General features: G+C 67.4%; 14 protein-coding genes. 8 read left to right on the forward strand and 6 right to left on the reverse strand.

All coding sequences use genetic code 11. The annotated features are described in order from the left end of the window. The 6 genes from gyrA to dnaA all read right to left on the reverse strand — a co-directional run bounded on the left by gyrA (position 1) and on the right by dnaA (position 9,598). Positions 1–2,523, reverse strand: a complete 2,523-nt coding sequence (gyrA, locus tag J2X63_RS07595; protein WP_396133147.1) for a DNA gyrase subunit A — start codon at positions 2,521–2,523, stop codon at positions 1–3. Positions 2,524–2,605: 82 nt separating this feature from the next. Beyond that, positions 2,606–4,618, reverse strand: a complete 2,013-nt coding sequence (gyrB, locus tag J2X63_RS07600; RefSeq protein ID WP_309975708.1) for a DNA topoisomerase (ATP-hydrolyzing) subunit B — start codon at positions 4,616–4,618, stop codon at positions 2,606–2,608. Between the two features lie 123 nt (positions 4,619–4,741). Next, entirely contained in the window at positions 4,742–5,233 is a 492-nt protein-coding gene (locus J2X63_RS07605; protein WP_309975710.1) for a DciA family protein, read from the reverse strand. After that, entirely contained in the window at positions 5,226–6,449 is a 1,224-nt protein-coding gene (recF, locus tag J2X63_RS07610) for a DNA replication/repair protein RecF (protein WP_309975712.1), read from the reverse strand. Before recF ends, J2X63_RS07605 begins: the two co-directional genes overlap by 8 nt. 88 nt (positions 6,450–6,537) lie before the next feature. Next, positions 6,538–7,689 carry a DNA polymerase III subunit beta gene (gene dnaN, locus J2X63_RS07615; RefSeq protein WP_309975714.1) on the reverse strand — a complete coding sequence of 384 codons (1,152 nt, stop codon included), beginning with the start codon at positions 7,687–7,689 and terminating at the stop codon, positions 6,538–6,540. A gap of 475 nt (positions 7,690–8,164) precedes the next feature. Further along, complete coding sequence (gene dnaA / locus J2X63_RS07620) at positions 8,165–9,598, reverse strand: chromosomal replication initiator protein DnaA (protein WP_396133120.1); 1,434 nt, start codon at positions 9,596–9,598, stop codon at positions 8,165–8,167. Between the two features lie 416 nt (positions 9,599–10,014). Between dnaA and rpmH the strand changes: the two genes are divergently transcribed. The 8 genes from rpmH to J2X63_RS07660 all read left to right on the forward strand — a co-directional run bounded on the left by rpmH (position 10,015) and on the right by J2X63_RS07660 (position 18,402). Continuing rightward, a complete protein-coding gene (gene rpmH / locus J2X63_RS07625) occupies positions 10,015–10,152 on the forward strand; it encodes a 50S ribosomal protein L34 (RefSeq protein ID WP_022889115.1) in 138 nt (45 codons plus the stop codon). 8 nt (positions 10,153–10,160) lie between these two features. Continuing rightward, the gene (rnpA, locus tag J2X63_RS07630; RefSeq protein WP_309975729.1) at positions 10,161–10,541 is read left to right on the forward strand and encodes a ribonuclease P protein component; all 381 of its coding nucleotides are present in this window, start codon (positions 10,161–10,163) and stop codon (positions 10,539–10,541) included. Position 10,542: 1 nt separating this feature from the next. Continuing rightward, entirely contained in the window at positions 10,543–10,998 is a 456-nt protein-coding gene (gene yidD, locus J2X63_RS07635; RefSeq protein WP_309975732.1) for a membrane protein insertion efficiency factor YidD, read from the forward strand. 8 nt (positions 10,999–11,006) lie between these two features. Continuing rightward, complete coding sequence (gene yidC, locus J2X63_RS07640) at positions 11,007–11,975, forward strand: membrane protein insertase YidC (protein ID WP_309975734.1); 969 nt, start codon at positions 11,007–11,009, stop codon at positions 11,973–11,975. A gap of 3 nt (positions 11,976–11,978) precedes the next feature. Then, positions 11,979–12,476 (forward strand): R3H domain-containing nucleic acid-binding protein, encoded by a 498-nt coding sequence (locus J2X63_RS07645; protein WP_309975736.1) that lies wholly within the window; start codon positions 11,979–11,981, stop codon positions 12,474–12,476. 16 nt (positions 12,477–12,492) lie between these two features. Then, positions 12,493–13,122, forward strand: a complete 630-nt coding sequence (rsmG, locus tag J2X63_RS07650; RefSeq protein WP_309975738.1) for a 16S rRNA (guanine(527)-N(7))-methyltransferase RsmG — start codon at positions 12,493–12,495, stop codon at positions 13,120–13,122. A gap of 3,370 nt (positions 13,123–16,492) precedes the next feature. Next, a complete protein-coding gene (locus J2X63_RS07655; RefSeq protein WP_309977855.1) occupies positions 16,493–17,419 on the forward strand; it encodes a ParA family protein in 927 nt (308 codons plus the stop codon). Beyond that, positions 17,419–18,402, forward strand: a complete 984-nt coding sequence (locus J2X63_RS07660; protein WP_309975740.1) for a ParB/RepB/Spo0J family partition protein — start codon at positions 17,419–17,421, stop codon at positions 18,400–18,402. Before J2X63_RS07655 ends, J2X63_RS07660 begins: the two co-directional genes overlap by 1 nt. Positions 18,403–18,436: the final 34 nt, after the last annotated feature.

Consider the following 18,436-nt stretch of genomic DNA (forward strand, 5'->3'; position numbering starts at 1 on the left):
TTACTCCTCTCCCGCGGGCTCGGCCGCTTCGGACTCTGCGGCCTCCTCCACGAGATTCCGTTCGGAATTCTTCGCGATGGCGATGATCCGGTCGTCTTCCGCGAACTTCGCGAAGACGACGCCCATCGTGTCCCTGCCCTTGGCGGGAACCTCGGCGACGTCAGAGCGTACCACCTTGCCGCTGGCAAGAACCACCAGCACCTCGTCGGCCCGGGAGGCGATGAGCGCGCCAGCGAGATCGCCGCGATCGTCGCTCAGCTTGGCCACCTTGATGCCGAGTCCGCCGCGCTGCTGCTTGCGGTAGTCCTCGACGCGCGTGCGCTTCGCGAAGCCGCCCTCGGTGACGACGAACACGTAGGTGTCGGATGGGCTGAGCTTCTGGCCGGCGTCGTCGGGGCCGGATTCCGGAGTCTCGACCTCGGTGTCACCGTTCGAATGGGCGACGACGGATGCCTCCAGCAGGCTGTCACCGTCGCGGAAGCTCATGCCCTTCACGCCCGACGTCGAACGGCCCATGGGCCGCAGCGCCTCGTCGGTCGCCTCGAAGCGGAGCGACATGCCCTTCTTCGACACGAGCAGGATCTCGTCGTCCTCGTCGGCGAGCATCGCCGAGACGAGCTCGTCGCCCTCGCGCAGGTTGATCGCGATGACCCCCCGCGAGCGGTTCGTGTCGTAGGCGGTGAGCTCGGTCTTCTTCACGAGGCCGTCGTGCGTGGCGAGCACCAGGTACTTCGCCACCTCGTAGTCGCGGATGTCGAGGATCTCGGCGATCTGCTCGTCGGGCTGCATCTCGAGCAGGTTGGCGACGTGCTGGCCCTTCGCGTCGCGGCCGCCCTCGGCGATCTCGTACGCCTTCGCGCGGTAGACGCGGCCCATGTTCGTGAAGAAGAGGAGCCAGTGGTGCGTGGTGGTCACGAAGAAGTGCTCGACCACGTCGTCGGCGCGAAGCTGCGCGCCCTTCACGCCCTTGCCGCCGCGGTGCTGCGAGCGGTAGTTGTCGCTGCGGGTGCGCTTGACGTAGCCGCCGCGCGTGACGGTGACGACCATCTCCTCTTCGGGGATGAGATCCTCGACCGACATGTCGCCGTCGTAGCCCGGCAGGATGTGCGTGCGTCGCTCATCGCCGAACTTCGCGACGATCTCGGCGAGCTCGTCGGAGACGATCGTGCGCTGGCGGGCCGGCGAGGCGATGATCTCGCGGTAGTCCGCGATCTCGGCCTCGAGCTTCTCGGCCTCCTCGATGATCTTCTGGCGCTCGAGCGCGGCGAGGCGGCGGAGCTGCAGCTCGAGGATGGCGCGGGCCTGGAGTTCGTCGATGTCGAGCAGGTCGATCAGGCCGTCGCGGGCCTCCTCGACGGTGGGCGAGCGACGGATGAGCGCGATGACCTCGTCGAGCGCGTCGAGGGCCTTGAGGTAGCCGCGCAGGATGTGCATGCGCGCCTCGGCCTCGCGGAGGAGGAACTGGGTGCGCCGCACGATGACATCGATCTGGTGGTCGACCCAGTGCGCGATGAAGCCGTCGATCGAGAGCGTGCGGGGCACGCCGTCGACGATCGCCAGCATGTTCGCGCCGAAGTTGTCCTGCAGCTGGGTGTGCTTGTACAGGTTGTTCAGCACGACCTTCGCCACCGCGTCGCGCTTCAGCACGATGACGAGGCGCTGACCGGTGCGGCCCGAGGTCTCGTCCCGGATGTCGGCGATGCCGCCGATCTTGCCGTCCTTCACGAGGTCGGCGATCTTGATGGCGAGGTTGTCGGGGTTCACCTGGTACGGCAGTTCGGTGACGACGAGGCAGGTGCGACCCTGCAGCTCCTCGACCGAGACGACGGCGCGCATCGTGATCGAACCGCGGCCGGTGCGGTACGCGTCGGTGATGCCCTTGACGCCGAGGATCTGGGCGCCGGTCGGGAAGTCAGGCCCCTTGATGCGCTGCATGAGCGCTTCCTGCAGCTCCTCGCGCGAGGCCTCGGGGTGCTCGAGGTACCACTGGGCGCCGGATGCCACTTCGCGCAGGTTGTGCGGCGGGATGTTCGTCGCCATGCCGACGGCGATGCCGACGGAGCCGTTGACGAGGAGGTTCGGGAACCGCGAGGGCAGGATCGACGGCTCCTGCGTGTGGCCGTCGTAGTTGTCCTGGAAGTCGACGGTGTCCTTCTCGATGTCGCGCACCATCTCGAGCGCGAGCGGAGCCATCTTCGTCTCGGTGTACCGGGGGGCGGCCGCGCCGTCGTTGCCCGGCGAGCCGAAGTTGCCCTGCCCGAGCGCGAGCGGGTACCGCAGGCTCCACGGCTGCACGAGGCGCACGAGCGCGTCGTAGATCGCGGTGTCGCCGTGCGGGTGGAACTGCCCCATGACGTCGCCGACCACGCGGGCGCACTTCGAGAACGACTTGTCGGGGCGGTATCCGCCGTCGTACATCGCGTAGATCACGCGGCGGTGCACGGGCTTCAGGCCGTCGCGCACGTCGGGCAGCGCGCGCCCGACGATCACGCTCATCGCGTAGTCGAGGTACGACCGCTGCATCTCGAGCTGCAGGTCGACCTGGTCGATCCGGCCGTGGATGCCGGGGCCCTCGTCGTTCGCGTCGGTGCCGGGGTTCACGGTGTCAGATGTCAAGGAAGCGCACGTCCTTCGCGTTCTTCTGGATGAAGTTGCGGCGGCTCTCGACGTCCTCGCCCATCAGGGTCGAGAAGATCTCGTCGGCAGCGGCCGCGTCGTCCATGGTCACCTGGAGCAGGGTGCGGGTCTCGGGATTCATCGTGGTCTCCCAGAGCTCCTGGTGGTTCATCTCGCCGAGACCCTTGTAGCGCTGGATGCCGTTGTCCTTGGGGATGCGCCAGCCCTTCGCCGTGCCGTCGGCGAGCAGGGCGTCGCGCTCCTTGTCGGAGTACACGAACTGGTGCTCGGCGTTCGTCCACTTGAGGCGGTACAGCGGCGGCTGCGCGAGGTAGACGTACCCGAGCTCGATGAGCGGTCGCATGTAGCGGAACACCAGCGTCAGCAGCAGTGTCGTGATGTGCTGGCCGTCGACGTCGGCGTCGGCCATGAGCACGATCTTGTGGTACCTGGCCTTCTCGGTGTTGAAGTCCTCGCCGATGCCGGCGCCGAACGCCGTGATCATCGCCTGCACCTCGTTGTTCGCGAGGGCACGGTCGAGGCGCGCCTTCTCGACGTTGAGGATCTTGCCGCGCAGCGGCAGGATCGCCTGCGTCTCGGGGTTGCGCCCCTGCACGGCCGAGCCGCCGGCCGAGTCGCCCTCGACGATGAAGATCTCGGAGACCGAGGGGTCCTTCGACGAGCAGTCCTTCAGCTTGCCGGGCATGCCGCCCGACTCGAGCAGGCCCTTGCGCCGCGTGGCCTCGCGGGCCTTGCGCGCCGCGAGGCGCGCGGTCGCCGCCTGGATCGCCTTGCGGATGATGTCGCGCGCCGGGCCGGGGTTGCGCTCGAACCAGTCGGTGAGCTGGTCGCCCGTGACCTTCTGCACGAACGACTTCGCCTCGGTGTTGCCGAGCTTCGTCTTGGTCTGGCCCTCGAACTGCGGCTCGGAGAGCTTCACCGAGATGACCGCGGTGAGGCCTTCGCGCACGTCGTCGCCGGAGAGGTTGTCGTCCTTCTCCTTGAGGATGCCCTTCTCACGCGCGTAGCGGTTGATGAGCGTGGTGAGCGCCGCCCGGAACCCCTCTTCGTGCGTGCCGCCCTCGTGCGTGTTGATGGTGTTCGCATAGGTGTGGACCGACTCGGTGTAGGCCGTCGTCCACTGCATCGCGACCTCGAGGGCGATCTTGCGCTCCGTGTCCTCGGTCTCGAAGGAGATGATCTCCTCGTTCACGAGGTCGGACTTCTTCGAGCGGTTCAGGTACTCGACGTAGTCGACCAGGCCGCGCTCGTAGAGGAAGGTGTCGGTGCGCGGGGCAGCGGCCTCCCCCTCGGTCTCTGCCGTGTCGTCGGGGTCGATGTCGACGTGGCCGACGCGCTCGTCCGTCAGGGTGATGCGCAGGCCCTTGTTGAGGAACGCCATCTGCTGGAACCGTGCTCGCAGCGTCTCGTAGTCGAACTCGACGGTCTCGAAGATGTCGGGGCTCGGCCAGAACGTCGTCATGGTGCCGGTCTCGTCGCTCGGCTCGTCCTTCGAGAGCGGGGCGTCTGGCACGCCGACGGTGAAGGACTGGCGCCAGACGTGGCCCTGACGGCGGACGGCCACGTCGAACTTGGTCGAGAGCGCGTTGACGACGGATGCCCCGACGCCGTGAAGGCCGCCGGAGACCGCGTATCCGCCACCGCCGAACTTGCCGCCGGCGTGCAGCACGGTGTGCACGACCTCGACCGTGGAACGACCCTCGGTCTTGTGGACGTCGACCGGGATGCCGCGGCCGTCGTCGATGACGCGAACGCCGCCGTCGGCCAGGATCGTGACGTCGATGGTCGTGGCATGGCCCGCAAGCGCTTCGTCGACCGAGTTGTCGACGATCTCGGAGACGAGATGGTGCAGGCCTCGGGGACCCGTCGAGCCGATGTACATACCCGGCCGCTTGCGAACCGCTTCGAGGCCCTCGAGTACCTGGATCTCATCAGCACCGTATGCCGGCGACTGCTGGGCCTTCGTGGGTTCGGCTGTCATGTGTGAATCGGGCTCCTGACCGTCATTCTGGCGACCCTTCATCCTATCAAACGGAGGGTGCTCACCGACCCGGAAGCGCCGATCTGAGGCGATCGAACAGGCGAAGTGACCGAATTTGCCGTGTCAGCCGTAGGTATCGCGTGGACCACGCCCTGGAACCGATCTGGGGCCCCTTTTCCAGGTGGGGGCATCCGGCCCTTGGAAGCGGATCATCTCGACCCCCGCGCCGGGGTACCTGTCGAGGATGCGCGTGAGCAGGTCGGTGCGCATCAGCCGCAGCTGCGTGGCCCAGGCGGTGGACTCGCACCGCACCTGCAGCACCCCGCCCTCGATGGCGATCGCGTCGGAGTGCTTCGCGATCTCGTCGCCCGCGACCTCGGCCCACGAGGCGAGCACCTCGTGCTGGGAGAGCGGTGCCGACCATCCGAGCTGCGTCGTGAGTCCGTCGATCGCGGCCGCGAGCGGCTTCGGGTCGCGGCCGGGGGTGAACGGCTCGCTGCCGGATACCTCGCGGGTGCGGGCTCTGGTCCGGCCGGGTCGCGGACGGGCGTCGCCGAAGATCTCGCGGAAGTGCTGGTACACCCGGGCGGCCTCCGACCGGGAGGCGTCAGACATCGGTCGTCGCCTCGGACTCGACGACGCCGGCCGACTCGACGATGCGGCCGGACTCGATGTGCACGATGCGCGCCGTGAGCGGCTCGGGCACGTCCTCGAGCACCGCGGCGGTGACCAGCACCTGCTCGAAGCCGACGATCGCCTCGGCCAGTCGCTGACGGCGCAACCGGTCTAGCTCGGCGAAGACGTCGTCGAGCACGAGCACGGGATCACCGGTCGACGAGTCCCGGCGCAGGAGCTCGGCGGACGCGAGGCGAAGGGCGAGCGCGAACGACCACGATTCACCGTGACTCGCGTATCCCTTGGCCGGCAGCCCGTTGAGTAGCAGCAGCACGTCGTCGCGGTGCGGACCAGCCAGGGTGATCCCGCGCTCGAGCTCCTTCGCCCGCAGCACCTGCAACGCCGAGGCGAACCTCGAGCGGGTGTCGGATGCCGCGGGCGCGTTGTGGTCGTCGGGTGCCGATGCTGACGCCGAGGCCGAACCGGACGCCGCGGGGGCGTCGTCGTCGGGATCGGCACCGTCGATCGACAGCGACGGTTGCAACGACGGAGCGTGGTCGGCGTCGACGATCGAGCGGTACGCGGCGGCGAGCGGCCCGGCCAGCTCGTCGATGAGCGTGAGGCGCTGGTCGATCAGCTCCGAGCCGAGGTCGACGAGCCGTTCGTCCCAGATGTCGAGCGTGGGCAGCCGTTCGGCCGAGAGGCCTCGCGCCCGGGCGCTCTTGAGGAGCGAGTTGCGTTGCTTGAGCACGCGTTCGTAATCGGCCATGACGCCCGAGAGCCGCGGTGTGCGCTGCACGAGCAGCTCGTCGAGCATGCGGCGGCGAACCGAGGGCTCACCTCGGACGATCGCGAGGTCCTCAGGCGCGAACAGCACGCTGTGCGCGTAGCGCGGCAGCTCGCGCGTCTTCACGGGAGAACGGTTGAGCTGCGCGCGATTGGCGCCCTGCCGGTTGAGCTGCAATTCGACGAGCAGCTCCCGCTCGCCGTGGGCGAGCAGCGCCCGCACGATCGCGGCATCCGCCCCGGCCCGGATCAGCGGCTGGTCGCTCGACACCCGGTGCGAGCCGAGCGTCGAGAGGTAGCCGATCGACTCGACCAGGTTGGTCTTGCCCTGGCCGTTCCGGCCCACGAGCACCGTGGCACCCGGCCCGAGCTCGAGCTCGGCGCGCTCGTAGTTGCGGTAGTCGGTGAGGGAGAGGCGGGCGACATGCACGCGGGGCTCCCTTCGAATCCGAACGAACCAACGCTACCCCGCGCCACCGACGGTGAGGCGGGGTCGCCCCGGGGCACCCCGACCGGACTCAGCGCAGCAGCAGGTTGGGCTGCAGCAGGTAGCGGTAGGTGTCGGCGCCGGCCTGCTCGCGCGAGGTCTGGCTCGTGATCAGCACTGGGCCCGGCTTGTTCGGGTTCTCGGTCTTGGTGAACGAGATGCGCACGAACTCCGAGTGCACGGCGCCGAGGCCGTCGAGGAGGAACTGCGGCTTCAGCGACACCACGGTGTCGTCGCCCGTGAGGATCGCGTCGATCGTCTCGGACGCCTGGGCCTGCTCGCTCCCGATCGCCTCGAGGGTGAGGCCGTCGGCCGAGAAGCTGTACCGAAGGGCGGCTTCGCGCTCGAGGACGAGCGCGACACGGCGAGTCGCCTCGATGAGGTCGGCGGTGTTCATCACCGCGTAGTTGTCGACCGTCTCGGGGAACAGCCGGCGCACCGGCGGGAAGTTGCCCTTGATCAGCAGTGACGTGACGGTCTTCTTCTCGGCGCTGAACGCGATGAGCTCGCGATCGTCGCGGCTCGTGATCGCGACCGAGATCGTGCCGGAGTGTCCGAAGGTCTTGCCGACCTCCTGGAGGGTGCGGGCGGGAACGAGCGCGGTCACGGCGTCCTCGCTGCCGCCGACGCTGCCGCCGTCCCAGTCGATCTCGCGGACGGCGACGCGGTAGCGGTCGGTGGCGACGAGGCTGAGGTTGTTCTCACGGACCTCGAGCTGCACGCCGGTGATGACCGGGGTGACGTCGTCGCGGGATGCGGCGACCGCGACCTGCGCGACGGCCGAGGCGAACTCCTCGGCGGGTACGACGCCGGACTCGGCGCCGATCTCGGGAATCGACGGGTATTCCTCGACGGGCATCGAGAGGAGGGTGAAGCTCGCGGAGCCGCAGCTCACCTGGATGCGCGACTCCTCGGTCGCCACGCGCACCGGCGCGTTGGGAAGGCGACCCGCGATCTCGGCGAGCAGCCGACCGGAGACGAGCACGGTGCCGGGCTCCTCCACATCGGCCTGGATCTCGGTCTGCGACGAGACCTCGTAATCGAAGGAGGAGAGGACCAGGCCGTCGGCGTTCGCCCGGATGAGGACGCCGGAGAGGATCGGGAGCGTGGTGCGCTGGGGCAGGAGTTTGACGGCGAAGGAGACGGCCTCACTGAAGACGTCGCGATTGACCTGGAACTTCACGGTTCTCCCGTCGTGGATGTCGCTGGGTGGCTCCCATGCTAGCGGGCCTGCTTCGCGCGGCGCGGGGACATTCCGCCGCGCAGAGCGCCGAGCGCTCCCCCGATCTCGATGTTGTCGGGATCCCCCGATTAACCAGTTCTCTCTTAACGGTGTTAACCGCTGTGGAAACTGTGGATGGTGTTCAGTGATCCGCGGAACGACGCCCGAGTCGACCCATTCGATCTGTGCACAGCGTGTGGGTTTGGGGGCCGATGCCGTTGGCCGGCCATCCGACGATCCGGTGGTTGTGCACAGGCTCACCGTCCGTCTCAACAGGCGTGGCGGGGTTGCTCGTTAACAATCCACAACTTCTCCACAGCTGTGGGAATCGTCGCCGAACGGTCGCCACAGGGCGCTGAGGCGGCGTCTGAGCCCCCCGATCGAGCCGAGCGGATGCCGCGGCGGCGGCTCGCGGCATCCGGAATCGAAGTCGAGATCAGCGGTAGCGGCTGACCTGCTTGATGCGCGCCGTGAGCTCGGTGACCTGGTTGTAGATCGACCGCCGCTCCTTCATGAGCTCGGAGATCTTCTTGTTCGCGTACATCACGGTCGTGTGATCGCGGTTGCCGAAGAGCTGCCCGATCTTGGGGAGTGAGAGGCTCGTCAGCTCACGGCACAGGTACATCGCGATCTGGCGGGCGGTGGCGACGGCCTGCGAGCGACTCGAGCCGTAGAGGTCGTCGACGGTGAGCTTGAAGTAGTCGGCCGTCGCGGTGATGATGTCGACCGGAGCCACGACGTTGTCCGTGTCATCCGTGATCAGGTCCTTCAGCACGGTCTGCACGAGGGGCATGTCGACCGGCGTGCGGTTCAGGCTCGCGAACGCGGTGACCCGGATGAGCGTGCCCTCGAGCTCGCGGATGTTGCTCGAGACCTTCGACGCCATGTACTCGAGGATCTCGTCGGGCACCTGGAGCCGCTCGGACTGCGCCTTCTTGCGCAGGATCGCGATGCGCGTCTCGAGGTCGGGCGCCTGCACGTCGGTGATGAGGCCCCACTCGAAGCGGCTGCGCATGCGGTCCTCGAAGCCGGTGAGGTGCTTCGGCGGCACGTCGCTCGTGATCACGACCTGCTTGTTGTGGTCGTGCAGGGTGTTGAAGGTGTGGAAGAACGCCTCCTGCGTCTCGGCCTTGCCCTGCAGGAACTGGATGTCGTCGATCAACAGGATGTCGATGTTGCGGTACCGCTGCTGGAACAGCGAACCGCGGTTGTTCGCGATCGAGTTGATGAAGTCGTTCGTGAACTCCTCGGAACTGACGTACCGAACGCGGATGCCGGGATACAGGCTCATCGCGTAGTGGCCGATGGCGTGCAGGAGGTGGGTCTTGCCCAGGCCCGAGTCGCCGTAGATGAAGAGCGGGTTGTAGGCCTTCGCCGGCGCCTCGGCCACGGCGACGGCCGCGGCGTGCGCGAACCGGTTCGACTGCCCGATCACGAAGCTGTCGAACGAGTACTTGGGGTTCAGGCGCGAATCACGTGGCCGATCGGGGCTCGTGTTCTCGAACACCGACTGCGGAGAGGCGTGCAGCTCCACCGGGTTCGGGTAGTCGTCGAGGGCCGGCGACTGCGGCTCGGGAGCGCGCGCCTCTTCGAGCTCGGGGTTCACGACCACGTAGAACGACGTGACCGAGGACGGCGAGTCGATCGCGCTCATCGCCGTGAGGAGCGACACCCGCATGCGCTGGTTGAGCATGCTCGCCGTGAAGTCGTTCGGAACCTCGAGGTAGAAGGTGCCGGCCGCGATGCCCTTCGGCTCGACGAGGTTCAGGAAGCCCTGCAGCATCGGGGTGATCGCATCGTCATGGGAGAGGCGGTCGAGGACGGTGGCCCATGTGTCCGAGATGGGCTGCTCTGTCATCGTTCCCCGCATTCGTTCGGTGCCGTTGTGTGTGCCGCTGATCGATCCCCCGATCGACGATGCAAGCGGCGCGAGGCGAAGTGTTCACAGCGTTATCCACCGCCTGTGGGCAGAATTGCGACGACGCCCGGGATTCCGCGTGCGAGGCTGGGGATAACTGGTCTCAAACGGTAGCGAATGTCGCCCCCGGGGACAAATGCCCGTGCAGGGATTCGACCGCCCTGGCGTGTCGTTCCACAGGCTTTCCCGAGGAACGCGGGATACTGTGTCGTTTGCACTCCGGCGTGATCGAGTCGTGCCCGGTTTGACCACGGCCCTTCGAGGCCGTAGTTTTAATAGGTTGACCCCAGCCCTTTGGGCACCCAGTTTTCCCGCCGCACCATCGCATCATCAGCACGGCGCGGAGATCCGACAGTCGGAGAAGAAGAATGAGCAAGCGTACGTTCCAGCCGAACAACCGTCGTCGCGCCAAGAAGCACGGCTTCCGCCTTCGCATGCGCACCCGCGCAGGCCGTGCCATCCTGTCGGCACGCCGCGCCAAGGGTCGCACCGAACTCTCCGCGTAGCCGCTGCGGTGCTCGCCAAAGCCAATCGCATCACGAGCGCCGACGACTATCGAGTCATCGTGCGCCGCGGTGCGAAGGTCGCCGGTGCCCACACCGTGAGCTATGTGCGCTCACGGGAGTCGGGTGCCGACGCACGCTTCGGCTTCATCGTCTCGAAGAAGGTCGGCAACGCGGTTCGCCGCAATCTCGTGCGCCGTCGACTCAAGGCCGTCTGTCATGACGCCCTGGTCGGCGGCGTTCGCGGTGTCGACGTCGTGGTCCGCGCACTGCCCGGTGCCGCGGATGCCGAGTTCGGCACCCTTCGCATCGAGGTGCTCGACGCGTTGGCCCGTCGTGCTCGACCGTCGGCCTCCGATCATGCCCCCCTCATCGACTCCCGGGTGGGCTGACATGCGCGACCTCGCCCTCTTCGTCGTGCTCCTCCCCCGCAACCTGGGCGTGCTGCTGCTCCGTGGATATCGCGCCGCGATCTCACCCCTCTACGGCGACGTCTGCCGCTACTACCCGTCCTGCTCGGCCTACGGGCTCGGCTCGGTGCAGCAGCGCGGACTGGTCGTGGGCACCGCGCTGACGGCATGGCGCATCATCCGCTGCAATCCCTGGACGGCCGGCGGCATCGACGACGTCCGGCCGGCGGGTCACGACCGGTACCGCACCACCTCGTTCGGATGGGTGGTGCCGAAGGGCATGTTCCCGAAGGCGGAAGCGGATGCCGCGGCCGCGCGCCGCGCCCACGAACTCGCTCATCGGGCTGACGACGGCATCGCCCGCCACTCCACGCTCCGCCCGCTCACCGCCGAGCCGGCGAACATGACCTCGACCCCCGCACTGTCCCGAAAGGACTGACCCCGCACATGCCTGATCTCATCGGCTTGATCCTCTGGCCCATCAAGTGGGTCATCGAGTTGATCCTCGTCGCGTTCCACTCGATGTGGACGTTCTTCGGGCTCGACCCCAACGCGGGCGTCACCTGGGTGCTGTCGATCGTCGGCCTGGTCATCGTGGTGCGTGCCGCGCTGATCCCGATCTTCGTCCGCCAGATCAAGAGCCAGCGCCGCATGCTCGAGGTCGCGCCGCAGCTCAAGAAGATCCAGGACAAGTACAAGGGCAAGAAGGACCAGTTCTCCCGCGAGGCGATGTCGCGCGAGACGATGGAGCTGTACAAGAAGACCGGCACCAACCCGCTCTCCTCCTGCCTACCGCTCCTGCTGCAGATGCCGGTGTTCTTCGCACTGTTCTCGGTGCTCCAGGACGCGCAGCACGACAAGGCCGGTGTCGGCCTCTTTACGCAGGAGCTCGCCAACTCGTTCGCGAACGCCGAGTTCCTCGGCGCACCGCTGAAGGCCACGTTCATCGAGCAGTGGAACCTCATGACGGCCAGCGAGCCGTTCAGCATCAACGTCATGGTCATCGCGCTCACGATGATCGTGCTCATGACGGCGTCGCAGTTCATCACGCAGCTGCAGATCGTCTCGAAGAACATGTCGCCTGAGACCAAGGCGAGCCCGATGTTCCGTCAGCAGCGCATCCTCCTGTACCTGCTCCCCCTCGTCTTCGCGTTCTCGGGTGTCGCCTTCCCCCTCGGCGTGATGTTCTACTGGCTGATCTCCAACTTCTGGACCATGGGGCAGCAGTTCCTCGTCATCCGCAACATGCCGACGCCGGGCAGCGAGGCGGCCCGGGCCCGTGAGGCGCGCTTGGCGAAGAAGGGCAAGCTCGTCGTCGAGGACAAGCCCGAGACGATCGTCGTCGAAGAGAAGAAGACCACGCAGCGTCAGCAGCCAGTCGGCAAGACGCGTGCGAAGAAGCAGGGTGGAAAGTAGACCATGACCAACGTGCAGCACGAGACGGACGACCGCTCGATCGCCCAGCTCGAAGAAGAAGGCGACATCGCCGCCGACTACATCGAGGAACTCCTCGACATCTGCGACCTCGATGGCGACATCGACATCGACGCACGCAACGGCCGGGCGTACGTCTCGGTGAATGCCGGCGAGGGCGCCAACCTCAATCTGCTCTCGAAGCCCGACACGGTGAGCGCCCTCCAGGAGCTCACCCGGCTCGCCGTGCAGACCAAGACCGGTGCGTTCTCCCGTCTCATCCTCGACATCGGCGGCTCGCGCGACATCCGCCGGAGTGAGCTCGGCGGCCTCGTCAGTCGTGCGATCGAGCGCATCGAGGCCGGCGCGGCCGAGGCGGCCCTGCCTCCGATGTCGTCGTACGAGCGCAAGCTCGTGCACGACCTGGTGAGCGAGCAGGGATTCCACTCCGAGTCCCGCGGTGAAGGCGCCGAGCGTCACACCATCATCACCCGCGGTGCCTGACGTTTCACGTGAAACGATGACCGACGGACTCGAGCCCGAGCCGGCGGCCGCGGCCGCGATCTTCGGCGAGCACCTCGACATGGGCCGCCGCTTCACCGAGTCGCTCGCACGTCACGGTGAAGAGCTGGGACTCATCGGGCCGCTGGAGCTGCCGCGCCTCTGGACCCGCCACATCCTCAACAGTGCGCTGGTCGCTCCGCTCCTCCGCCCCGGCCGCGTCGGTGATGTCGGTTCAGGAGCTGGGCTCCCAGGCCTCGTACTGGCGATCATGCGACCGGATGTCGCATTCACGCTCATCGAGCCGATGGAACGACGTGTGGCATGGTTGCGGCGGCAGGCCGACGAACTCGAGCTCGCGAACGTCGAGGTGGTTCGCGCGCGCGCCGAAGAGTCGAAGCTCAACGGGAGCCTCGACCAGGTGACCGCGAGGGCCGTGAGCGCGCTCCGCACTCTGATCCCCGTCACCGCTCCCCTGCTCAAGCCGGGCGGTGAGCTCGTGCTCATGAAGGGCGCAGGAGTCGACGGTGAGATCGCGGCGGCCGAGAAGGTCATCCGCAAGTTCGGTGTTCGGAGCGCTGAGGTGCTGGTACTCGGCGAAGGCGTGGTGTCGGAAGTCACCCGCGTGTTCCGGGCGACTGTCCGCTAGTCAGGGCGCACCTCGCGCGCTCGGTGCCGTTGGGCATGCCTCCCACAACGGGTTCGTGAACCATGGCGTCCGCAGACCCCGATCTGTCGCGATGTCGCACCCGCGCGCGACTGGGGGCCGGCGGGTCACCCGACTCGCGTGAATGGACGGCATCCACTCCCGCTCGGAGATCCGTCAGCGGCTGCCACTCGTGATGCTCCTCGCACCGATTGCCGCTTGCTCTGCCAGGAACCACGGATCTCAGGTGGCGCTCCGCTTCCCCACACGGGTTTCACGTGAAACGGTCACATGCCAACCTCGTGGTCTCCGGCCCATTGGGCGTCACCTCGGCCAGCACTACGCCGCTTCCGGCGTGCTCTTCGACTGGGTGCAAGGCGGGGATCGCAGGCCGGCACGCGGCTGCGCTGCCGCCTGTGCTCAGCTCGTGGACTAGCGCGAGGCCGTCTGGGTATCCCCTCGCCAGAACCAGCTTGCATGACAGGGGTGCCCCGGTCGCCGGCTGTGATCAGGCGGGTGCGTTCTCCGACCGAGGCGGATAGTCCGGACGATGCCGGTCAACGCGGCAAGCTCAGCGGGACTCATCTCTCGACTGGTCGTCCACCGAACCGGCTGGAATCCACTCCGCGATCCCGGTGTGAACGCCATCCACTACGCCCGCCCCGAGCTCGCGTTGCAGATCCCGCGGTCTGCCTGAACCGCGGAGAGATCCCCTCCGGACCACAGGTCGCAGTTGCCCGTCGGTATGCAGCCGGAGCGCGGGAGGCTGCGGGCCCGAGGCGTCGCGTAGGGATGGCCGGTGGGATGCCGCTGGTGTGAGTCTGGGTCGTGGCACCTGGACGCGAGACGTCGGCGTCCGAAGCCTACTGGCTGTGCCACAGCGGACGGGTTCCGGTCCCATGGTCGGTTGTCTGAGCTCTGCCGAGGTGCAGGTCGGCTTCCTGATCCGTCGGCCCCGCTCTGCCGGATGACGTGCCAACCCGTCCACTGTGCCCACCCCGGAGTGAAGGCCACCATTCGTACCAGCGGGCGCCCGAATGTCAACGGGCGGGATCAGTGCGTTCCCGTCCTCGTGCACAACGGGCGCCGTCGTGATGCCGTCGTGCACGTCCGGTACTGGGTGCCGTTTCACGTGAAACGTCGCTCCCCCTCGCGGTTCCGGTTCACGCCCTGCCTCCACTTTCACGCGGGCGCGAGGATGCCTACCAGGTGTGCGCGACCGAGTCCGGGGAACCTCCGTCCTCCCGCGCGATCCGTGAGCCCACGGGCGATCCGATGCAGCGAGCGAACTGGCCGGGTCTGGCTCCTCCCCTGAACCCGCACGCCACCGGCCACTCGCCCGCGCCCGCCCCGCGCCGGGACACTCGCCCGCGCCGGCCTCGCGCCGGCCTCGCGCTGGCCTCGCGTCCGGTCCGAACTGCGCCGCCGCGGACCACCGATCGCTTCCAAGGCCCGAAGTGCATCAGACGACTCTTCTCGTCTACACCGGCCCTGCGCGAGCGCACAATCCCTCCCGCCGAGTGACGGGCGGATGGCCGCCGTTTCACGTGAAACATCCGTGATGTGGCTGGCCAGGGAGGCTCGATTCAGGCTCGGTGGGTGGCCCGGGGGTCATCACTCGCGGGCTTCCGGCCATCGCGATGAGGCTACTTTTCGGGGCTGGTCCCGTCCCACCTCGCGTCAAGCCCTGCTGAGCGCCCGGAACCGGCTTGATCATGCCAGGCGCGTTATCCCTGTTTCACGTGAAACATCACGATTGAGGCCCCCCTCCGCGCCGTCCTTTCCATCAATGGTCGGGTGCAGTGGGGATGGGCCGCACACTCACTCTCCGATCCGTGACGGTGCTGGGGCTCAAGATTCGCCGTCCGGTCCATCACAGGTCCCGTACGGTGGCGTGCCTCAGCCGATACGCAGGGCGTGGAAGTCCCAGATGAACCGAGCCCCCCTCCGGCCCTCTTCACGCATGCTGGGTTGGGGTGAGCCGAATCCGCTTCAGGCTGTCTTCCCCGCGCCGGAGTCCGTTTCAGTGGAGTGAATGGCGCGCCGCGAAGACAGGAAGAAGGGTGGTGGCGGTTAGGCTGGAAATGCAGGTCGTCGACGGCGACCGGGATCCGTGAGCACCGCGCACCGCATGACGTTTGGAGCAGTCAGCATGGCCCAAGGGGGAGGACGCGGATGGTTCCACCGAAAGCGTCACCAGCCCGAGGTCGACTCGCAGAACGGCACCACTCACGCGTCCGCTGCCTCCAGTTCCGCGGCCGCTGAGCCGATCGCGGTGCCGTTCGGCAATGATCGTGACGACCAGGCGCGATGGAGTCCTGAGGCGCGCGCGACGCCGCCGCTCTCACCGACGCCGGCGTCGCCAGCCGTCTCCACCACTCCATTCACGCCCGGCAACTCCGATGATTCGACGACACTCCCGGGCATGCTCGAGTCACCGACGACGCCCGCTCAGCCGGAAACCGGGCAGGCCGCATCCCCACTCACCGACCCGCTGACCGCGGCGTCCGCCGTCGAATCCGCGCGGACGATTGACGAAAACAGGGGCCAACGTGTGCCTGATGTGCCAGATGAGTCCGTCACGCGAGTGGAGCCGGCAGGCCCCGCACCGATGACGGAGTCGTCGCCCCGGACGGCGCGCGGGGATGCCGGGCGACCCGCGGACCCCGTCGAGGTGGATCGCACCGCTCGGGCGGCGCCGAGTATCGACTGGGATGTCGCGACCGCGGCAGCGCTGGCTGATGACCCCGAGGCCACGGCGGCGGCGACGCCGCATGCTGGCAGCACTGCGTCCGCCGACCGCTTGCTCGAAGACCTGATCCGCGAGATCGTCGGCGACGCCGCCGCCGACACCGTTTCATCGCTGCAGCCCACCCGGACAGCTTCCGCAGCCGCTGCTTCCGGTGCTTCCAGCACGACCGCGTCGACCGCGGCTCCTCCTGCCCCGGCCCCGTCGACACCGTTTCCGTCCCCTTCGACCTCCCTGAACTCGGCCGAGTCCACGCTCGTCCGCGATGGATCGCCGACGACCACGGTCACGAGGCCCCCTGTGGAACAGCGCTCCGACGAGGTTTCCGGCGCAGCGCCGCTCACCGATCGAGGCGTTGCGGCGATCGGACCCAGTGACCACGACAGCGCCGATGCGCCGTCCGCCCGGGGCACGACCGCCCGGGTCGCGACCGCCTCAGCTACGGGGTTGTCCCCCGCGGTCGATCCAAGGGAACCGGATTCGGTCGAGCGCGTCCAGAGAGATGTCGACGCGGATGGTGGACGGGTGGCCGCTACGCTTGATCTCCGGGTCGGGGTCCCCGCCGATAGCACCGCGTCCACGAACGCGTCGCCGACCGTTTCACGTGAAACACCCGTTCCGACTCTGCCACCCATTCCCGTTTCACGTGAAACGGACGTCCGACACGGAGGAACTCCCCTGGCCGATCAACTTGCCGAAGAGACTCGGCGCCGCATCGCCCTGGACGAAGCGGTGCTTCCACTGCCAGCGAGTACCAGGGTCCTGACCATTTCGAACCAGAAGGGTGGCGTCGGAAAGACGACGAGCGCGGTGAACCTCGCCGCCGCACTCGCCCGCTCCGGCGCCCATGTGCTCGTCATCGACCTCGATCCTCAGGGGAACGCGTCGACCGCGCTCGGCGTCGACCATCGCTCCGAGCAGCAGAGCGTGTACGACGTGCTCGTCGCGGACCTCCCGCTTGCCGACGTCGTGCGCCCGTCGACCGAACACGAATCACTCGACTGCGTACCCGCGACCATCCACCTCGCCGGCGCCGAGATCGAGCTCGTGTCTCTCGTGGCGAGGGAGCAGCGTCTTCGCAGGGCACTCGATCGACACCTCGTCGACATGGAGCGTCCGTACGACTACGTCTTCATCGACTGCCCTCCGTCGCTGGGCCTTCTCACCATCAATGCCTTCGTCGCGGCCCGAGAGGTGCTGATTCCCATCCAGTGCGAGTACTACGCTCTCGAGGGACTCTCCCAACTGCTGAGCAACATCGAGTTGATCGAGAAGCACCTCAATCCCGAATTGCGACTTTCGACGATCCTGCTCACGATGTACGACTCCCGCACGAACCTGGCGCAGCAGGTCGCGCAAGAAGTACGCGACCACTTCCCCGCCCAGACGCTGGAGACGATCATTCCGCGGTCCGTCCGAGTGTCGGAGGCACCGAGCTACGGCCAGAGCGTGATCAGCTACGACTTCAGCTCGAGCGGATCCTTGTCGTACCGCGAAGCAGCGGCAGAGATCGCGCTTCGCGGCGCAGTGAACCAGAAGGACGACCACTGATGGCAACCAAGCGAACCGGACTCGGCCGTGGCATCGGCGCACTGATTCCCACGGGCGAAGACACGCCTCGCCCGAACCGACCGGTCGACGTCTTCTTCCCCGACTCCGACTCCCAGTCCCCCACCGCGGTTGCGGTGGTCGAGCAAGCGGCGGCGAGCGAGGGACTCCTCGCTGTCCCGGGGGCACGACTTGCACGCCTGAATCCCGACGACATCGTGCCGAATGCGCACCAGCCGCGCAGCGTCTTCGACCCGGAGGACCTCGCGGAGCTCGTACACAGCGTGCGTGAGTTCGGCGTGCTGCAGCCGATCGTCGTGCGTCCCCATCCCGACCAGCCCGGCAAGTACGAGCTGGTCATGGGCGAGCGACGACTCCGTGCCACGAAGGCGGCCGGCCTCGACACCATTCCCGCGGTCGTGAAGGATACGGCGAACGAGGACATGCTGCGCGACGCGCTGCTCGAGAACCTCCACCGCTCTCAGCTCAATCCGCTGGAGGAGGCGTCGGCGTACCAGCAGTTGCTGGCCGACTTCGGAATCACCCAGGAGGAGCTGGCGTCGCGCATTGGTCGCTCACGTCCGCAGATCTCGAACACGCTTCGCCTGCTGAAGCTCCCCGAACCGGTGCAACTGCGCGTCGCAGCCGGGGTTCTCAGTGCCGGGCACGCTCGCGCGATCCTCGCGTCCAGCGACGACCCGGAGGCGATGCAGCGATTCGCCGACAAGATCGTGAACGAGGAACTCTCGGTCCGTGCTGCGGAGGCCGTCGCCACCAGCGAGGCGAAACCGTCCCGGGTGAAGCCCGCTGCAGGGAAGCGCCAGGATTTCCTGGACGACCTCGCCGGACGACTGGGAGATCGACTCAATACCCGCGTCCGCATCGCCCTCGGCGCTCGGAAAGGCCAGATCAGCATTGATTTCGCCACCGTGCAGGATCTCCGCCGTATTCTCAGCGACCTCGGTGAGGAACTCGAGGGCGTCTAAGGCGTCGCCCACCGCAGGATCGTTCCTGGTGACC

The sequence above is a fragment of the Agromyces sp. 3263 genome (genome assembly GCF_031456545.1).
Taxonomy (GTDB): Bacteria; Actinomycetota; Actinomycetes; order Actinomycetales; family Microbacteriaceae; genus Agromyces.

Excerpts from the sequence above, each read along its gene's own strand:
- gyrA (WP_396133147.1), bottom strand. The coding sequence starts at position 2,523 with ATGCAGCGGTCGTACCTCGACTACGCGATGAGCGTGATCGTCGGGCGC.
- gyrB (WP_309975708.1), bottom strand. The coding sequence starts at position 4,618 with ATGACAGCCGAACCCACGAAGGCCCAGCAGTCGCCGGCATACGGTGCT.
- J2X63_RS07605 (WP_309975710.1), bottom strand. The coding sequence starts at position 5,233 with ATGTCTGACGCCTCCCGGTCGGAGGCCGCCCGGGTGTACCAGCACTTC.
- dnaA (WP_396133120.1), bottom strand. The coding sequence starts at position 9,598 with ATGCGGGGAACGATGACAGAGCAGCCCATCTCGGACACATGGGCCACC.
- rpmH (WP_022889115.1), top strand. The coding sequence starts at position 10,015 with ATGAGCAAGCGTACGTTCCAGCCGAACAACCGTCGTCGCGCCAAGAAG.
- yidD (WP_309975732.1), top strand. The coding sequence starts at position 10,543 with ATGCGCGACCTCGCCCTCTTCGTCGTGCTCCTCCCCCGCAACCTGGGC.
- yidC (WP_309975734.1), top strand. The coding sequence starts at position 11,007 with ATGCCTGATCTCATCGGCTTGATCCTCTGGCCCATCAAGTGGGTCATC.
- J2X63_RS07645 (WP_309975736.1), top strand. The coding sequence starts at position 11,979 with ATGACCAACGTGCAGCACGAGACGGACGACCGCTCGATCGCCCAGCTC.
- rsmG (WP_309975738.1), top strand. The coding sequence starts at position 12,493 with ATGACCGACGGACTCGAGCCCGAGCCGGCGGCCGCGGCCGCGATCTTC.
- J2X63_RS07660 (WP_309975740.1), top strand. The coding sequence starts at position 17,419 with ATGGCAACCAAGCGAACCGGACTCGGCCGTGGCATCGGCGCACTGATT.